A 5713-nucleotide genomic window follows, 5' to 3' on the forward strand; every position below is an offset into this window, starting at 1 on the left:
CCCCGGTGCCGGTGCGGCGGCGGTGTGTCCGGTGGTCCGGCGCGCCGGGGCCCGGTCAGCCCAGCCGGTCCTTCAGGGCCCGTGCGACGGGATCCGGCAGGAGATGCGAGACGTCCCCGCCCAGACGGGTGACCTCGCGGCACAGCGACGAGGACACGAAGGCCAGGTCCGCCCGGGTCGGCAGGAACACGGTGTCCACCCCCGCGATCGACCTGTTCATGTGGGCCATCGGCAGTTCGTAGTCGTAGTCGGTCGAGTCGCGCAGGCCCTTGATCACGGCCGTGGCGCCCTTCTCGCGGCAGTAGTCGACGAGCAACCCGTAGAAGCTGTCGACGCGGACCCCGGGGAGGTCGGTGCAGACCTCCTCGATGAGCGCCTTCCGCTCGTCGATGGTGAATGTCCCCTGCTTGTTGGGGTTGGCCACGACGCACACGATCACGTCGTCGAACAGCTGGGCCGACCTCCGGATGATGTCGAGGTGCCCGAGGGTCACCGGGTCGAACGAGCCTGGGCACACGACGGTGGTCATCGGGCGACCGTATCAACCGGCCGGGCGATCTCGACGGCGGTCTCCCCGTAGGTCCGTTCGAACTCCACCTCGTATCCGTCGGGCCATCGCACGGCCGGGTCCCGTCGGGACCTCTCCCACACCACGAGGGCGTCCCCGGCCAGCCAGCCTCCCGCCGACAACGCCTCGAGGACGGGGGCGTCGAGCTCCCCGGACTTCTCGTACGGCGGGTCTGCGAGGACGAGGTCGAACCCGCCGGCCACGGGGCACGGACCGGCGACGGCGGCGGGCAGCGCCGCCCGCTTCACGGTCGGGCGGACCGCCGGGAACGACGAGGACACACCCGCGGTGTTCGCGCGGATGCTCGCGACCGCCCGGGGGTTGTCCTCCACGAACCACACCACGTCGGCGCCCCGGGAGACCGCCTCCAAGCCGAGGGCGCCCGATCCCGCGAACAGGTCCAGCACGGCGGTTCCGTCCAGATCCATCCGGCTGGTGATCGCGCTGAACAGGGCCTCGCGGACGCGGTCGGTGGTGGGCCGGGTCCCCGAGGGCGGCACGGTGATCGACCGCCCGCGCAGGCGGCCCGAGATGATGCGGGTCATGACTCCCCCGATGGTCGAGATGGTGGTGGTCAGTACTTGAACAGGTAGTCCGACTCGTCCGAACCGGACAGTCGGCGGACCCGCTCGGCCAAAGCCGGGTGGGTGTCGAGCCCGGGGTCGGAGTCGAGGATCTCCTCGGCGTGGCGGCGTGCGATCTCGATGACCTCGCCGTCCTCGACGACGGACAACAACCGCAGCGAGGCAAGTGCACCCGACTGAGCGTCTCCGAGGACGTCACCCTCGCGGCGTTGGACCAGGTCGAGCTGCGCCAACAGGAACCCGTCGGTGGTGGCCGCGACGGCGTTCAACCGTTCCATCGCCTTGCCCCCCTCGCGGGAGTTGGTCACGAGCAGGCAGAGCCCGGGCAGGCCACCCCGACCCACCCGTCCACGGAGTTGGTGGAGCTGGCTCACCCCGAACCGGTCGGCGTCCATCACCACCATCACGGTGGCCTCCGGTACGTCCACCCCGACCTCGATCACGGTCGTCGACACCAGGACGTCGAGATCACCGGACGCGAACGCGGTCATGGTCGCGTCCTTCGCCTCGGGGGGCAGCCGACCGTGCATCAAGCCGATGCGGAGTCCCGCGAGAGGCCCGGTGGACAGGTACTGGTGGAGCTCCACGGCGGCGACCAGCGGGGGCCTGTCGCCGCCCTTGTCGTCGTCCCCCGCCTTCGGGGCCCCGTCCGGGGCGTCGGTGGTCTCGGCGTCGATCCGCGCACACACGACATACGCGCGATGACCAGCCCCGACCTCCTCCCGCACCCGCTCCCAGGTGCGCTCCACCCATCTCGGCCTGTCCCTGGCCGGCACGACGGAGGTCGAGATGGGTCTGCGTCCACCGGGCAGTTCACCCAGCTCGGAGACCTCCAGGTCGCCGAACACCGTCATCGCGATGGTGCGGGGGATCGGCGTCGCCGTCATCACCAGCAGGTGCGGGACCATCCCGTCCCGCCCCTTGGCGCGGAGCCGGTCACGCTGACGGACCCCGAAGCGGTGTTGTTCGTCGACCACGACCAGCCCCAGGTCGAAGAAGTCGACGGAGTCCTGGATGAGCGCGTGCGTCCCCACGACGATCCCGGCCTCCCCGGTGACGATGTCGAGCAGGGCCGCCCGGCGCTCCGCCGTGGACATGGACCCGGTCAGCAGCACGACCCGGGTGGCCTGGTCCGCGGCGCCGAGTCGGCCCCGCTCCCCCAGATCACCGAGCATGGCCGTCAACGAGCGGTGGTGTTGGGTGGCCAGGACCTCGGTGGGCGCCAGCATCACGCACTGGCGCCCCGCATCGACCACCTGGAGCATCGCGAGCAGCCCGACGACCGTCTTCCCGGAGCCGACCTCACCCTGGAGCAGACGGTTCATCGGTTCGTCGAGCGTGAGGTCCGCCGAGATCTCCTCGAGGACGGTCTGCTGCCCGGCGGTGAGCTCGAACGGCATCCGCGACTCCATCGCGGCTCGGACGCCGTCCCCGCGCACCGGGCTGGCCGGCGCCGGGTCACGGGCGACGAAGCGGCGCCGGGCCCCCAGCAGCAGCTGCAGTGCGATCGCCTCGTCGAACCGGAGGCGGTGGCCGGCCCTGTCCGCGTCCTCGACGCATCCGGGCAGGTGGGCCTTGCGCAGCGCCTCGTCGAGGCCCATCAACCCCGCGGCCTGCCGGACCGCGTCGTCGAGGGGGTCCACCACGGGGACCAGGGCGCGGATCGCGGTGACGACCGCACCGAGGAGGTCCCACGACGTCACACTCTCCTTGGCCGAGTAGATGGGCAGGAGCGGGCGGTCGAACAGGCTCGGGCCGCCCTCGGCGTCGATCTCCGCGGAGAGTCGCGCGAGCGCGGCGAGGTCACCCGAGCCCTTGAGCTGGCCGCCGGGCCCGGCGACCGATCGGAGGACCAGGAACTCGGGGTGCTTGAGATCCAGGGACTGGCGGAACCGCGACACCGTCCCGTCGAACATCGCCACCGTGCCCACCGGGAGCATGAACTTGATCCTGCGGCCGGCGAAGTAGACCACCTTGAACGTGGTGTCCTCGTCCTTCACGGTGAGCGTGAGCATCTCCCGCGGCTGGCCCTGCTTGGTGGTGTAGGTACGGGTCGCGGCGGTGGCGACGGTCCCGATGATCGTCACCCGCTCGCCGTCGACGAGTTCGCGCCTGTCGTAGCGCTGCCCGTGCTGCCGGTAGCGACGGGGCAGGGTGTGGAGCAGGTCGCCGACGGTCCGGTGGCCGAAGGCCGTGGTGATCCTCTCGGCCAGTCCGGCGTCGAGGACCTCCTCCAGCGGCGTGTCCGTGGTGGCGAACGCGGTCATTCGACCCCGACGTGCGCGAGCACCCGGCCCGGTCCGGCCGCGTATCCGGCGACCTCCACGTCGGGGTGACCGTCGCGGATCCGGGTCAGCGCCTCCTGCGTCGCGGCCTCGTCGTAGTCGGCGCCGAGCAGCAGGGTCACGAGTTCGCCGCCCGAGGAGAGCAGCCGATCCGCGAGCGCGCACACCGCGTCCACCGGGTCCGTCTCGATGAGGGCGACATCGTGGCCGACCATGCCGAGGAGGTCCCCGGCGGCGCAGCGACCCACCAGGGTGAGCGCGTCGTGTTCGGCCCGCACCAGGTGCGCGTGCCGGGTGGCCGCGGCCGCGTCCGCCATCCCGAAGCCGTCCAGGGACAACGTGGTCGAGGGGTCGTGGACGGCCAGCGCGGACAACCCCTGGACGACCGACCCCGTCGGGAGGATGAGGGCGTTGCCGTCGACGTCGCGCAGGGCGGCGTCGAGTGCTCCGATCTGCGCCCTGGACAGCTCACCGTTGGGCAGCACCAGCAACTCGTCCGCGGACAGTGCCAGCACCGCGTCGATCACCCCGCCCTCGTCCGGATCGACCGTTCGCGCCCCCGCGCCCGAGAACAGCTCGGCGAGCGGCCCGTCGGGGACGATCGCCACCACCGTCCGCTCGGGCTCGCGTCCGGTCCGGTCCGCCCCCTCCCCGGACCCATCCCGTCGACGGTGCCCTGTCGACGGGCTCCCGCCCACCGGGTCCAACATGTCCGTCACACGGATCTCGGTGACCCGGCCGAGCGAGAGCGCGACCTCGACCGCCGTTCCGATGTCGTCGGTGTGGACGTGGACCGCCCAGCGGGCGTTGTCCCCCGTTCCACCGTCGCCCACGACCACCACGCTGTCGCCCAGGGTCCGGAGAGCGGACCTGAGCTCGTCGGCGCGCGCGTCGTCCGAATGGGTCAGGGAGTACATGACCTCGTACCGGGTGTCGGCGGAGGACTCCGGGGCACCACCGTCCGTCCCGTCACACTGCGCGGACGGCTCGGTGAACGGGTCCTCGGGGACGAAGTAGTCCGGTCGCTCCGGCGCCTGTCCCCCGAGCACCTCGACCATGGTGTCCAGCAGCACCAGCAGGCCTCTGCCGCCCGCGTCCACGACCCCCGCCCGGGCCAGCGCGGGCAGCTGGGACGTCGTGCGGTCGAGGGCCTCCGCCCCGGCATCCGCGGCCGCCCGTGCCACCTCGACGAGCGAGGTCGCCGACGACCGACCGGCGCCCCCGGCGGCCTCCCGCAACACGGTCACGATGGTGCCCTCCACCGGATCGCTGAGCGCATGGTCGACGAGGGTCACCGCCGTCCGGAGCGCTCGACGGTAGGTGGAGGCGTCGACGACGGTGAAGGTCGCGGCCTCGCCGACCGCCCGGAGAACCTGGGACAGGATGACGCCGGAGTTGCCCCGCGCACCGTGGACGGCCCCGTGACCGAGCGCCACGGCGATCTCGCGGGCGCCGGCACTTCCCCCGCCCTCGGCGATCCACGCCTCCTCGCCCTCGGCCCTGTCGACCGCGGCTCTCATCGTGTAGAGCAGATTGGTCCCGGTGTCGGAGTCCGGCACCGGGAAGACGTTCAGGGCGTTGATCTCCTCGCGGTGGGTCGCCAGATGTTCCACACACCGACGCGCCCACCCCAGAAGCCCGTGGGCGTCCAGTGATGACGGACGTTCCTCGACACTCGTCGACTCCTGTGCCATCACCCCTCCTCGGCGTCCGTCCACCCCAACGGTCCGACTCCGTCGGTCGGCGCGGCCAAGCCTAGTACCCTCACCTTGCGACAGCCGTCGAAAAGGCCGAGACGGCCCGTACCACTCCCTGGAGCCCAGATGACCACTGCCCTGAACGCCACTCCCCTCGTCACCCTCGAGGACGGTGTGCTCACCATCCCCATCTCCCTCGAGGGCAGGGGGAACTCGCTGGACTCCGACGCCGTCACCCAGGCCGGAACCGCACTGGCCGCGCTCCTCGCCGGCGAGATCGACGCCGGTGCGATCCTCCTCGTGGGCCTGGGCAGGAACTTCTGCGCGGGTGGGAACGTGCCCGGCTTCGCCGCCGCCGAGGACCGCTCGGAGCACGTCCGCGAGCTGGCCGACCGGTTGCACGTGGTGGTCAGGCAACTGGAGGAGGCACCTGTGCCGGTGGTGGCCGCGGTGGCCGGCTGGGCCGCGGGGGCCGGGCTCTCCCTCGCGTTGGCCGCCGACTTCTCCGTCGGGGGCCCGGACACCCGCCTGCTCGCGGCCTACCCGGGTATCGGCCTGTCACCGGACGGCGGGATGTCC

General features: G+C 71.9%; 5 protein-coding genes. 1 reads left to right on the forward strand and 4 read right to left on the reverse strand.

The window, feature by feature from the left end; genetic code table 11:
• Positions 1-55 precede the first annotated feature (55 nt).
• From coaD to G6018_RS07045, 4 genes are read right to left on the reverse strand one after another with little or no spacing between them, the layout of a single operon-like run.
• A complete protein-coding gene (coaD, locus tag G6018_RS07030; RefSeq protein ID WP_182610806.1) occupies positions 56-529 on the reverse strand; it encodes a pantetheine-phosphate adenylyltransferase in 474 nt (157 codons plus the stop codon).
• Positions 526-1113 carry a 16S rRNA (guanine(966)-N(2))-methyltransferase RsmD gene (gene rsmD, locus G6018_RS07035; RefSeq protein ID WP_182639246.1) on the reverse strand — a complete coding sequence of 196 codons (588 nt, stop codon included), beginning with the start codon at positions 1111-1113 and terminating at the stop codon, positions 526-528. Before rsmD ends, coaD begins: the two co-directional genes overlap by 4 nt.
• Positions 1114-1142: 29 nt before the next feature.
• Positions 1143-3419 (reverse strand): ATP-dependent DNA helicase RecG, encoded by a 2277-nt coding sequence (gene recG, locus G6018_RS07040; RefSeq protein WP_182639247.1) that lies wholly within the window; start codon positions 3417-3419, stop codon positions 1143-1145.
• A complete protein-coding gene (locus G6018_RS07045) occupies positions 3416-5131 on the reverse strand; it encodes a DAK2 domain-containing protein (protein WP_182639248.1) in 1716 nt (571 codons plus the stop codon). Before G6018_RS07045 ends, recG begins: the two co-directional genes overlap by 4 nt.
• A gap of 129 nt (positions 5132-5260) precedes the next feature.
• Here G6018_RS07045 and G6018_RS07050 point away from each other — a divergent pair.
• Positions 5261-5713, forward strand: a 453-nt coding sequence (locus G6018_RS07050) for an enoyl-CoA hydratase-related protein (RefSeq protein WP_182639249.1), incomplete at its 3' end; no start/stop codon positions are given.

Source organism: Dietzia sp. DQ11-44 (assembly GCF_014145205.1).
Classification (GTDB): Bacteria; Actinomycetota; Actinomycetes; order Mycobacteriales; family Mycobacteriaceae; genus Dietzia; species Dietzia natronolimnaea.

Bases quoted from the DNA above. Each gene is read 5' to 3' on its own strand.
- coaD (WP_182610806.1), bottom strand. From the start codon at position 529: ATGACCACCGTCGTGTGCCCAGGCTCGTTCGACCCGGTGACCCTCGGG.
- recG (WP_182639247.1), bottom strand. From the start codon at position 3,419: ATGACCGCGTTCGCCACCACGGACACGCCGCTGGAGGAGGTCCTCGAC.
- rsmD (WP_182639246.1), bottom strand. From the start codon at position 1,113: ATGACCCGCATCATCTCGGGCCGCCTGCGCGGGCGGTCGATCACCGTG.
- G6018_RS07045 (WP_182639248.1), bottom strand. From the start codon at position 5,131: ATGGCACAGGAGTCGACGAGTGTCGAGGAACGTCCGTCATCACTGGAC.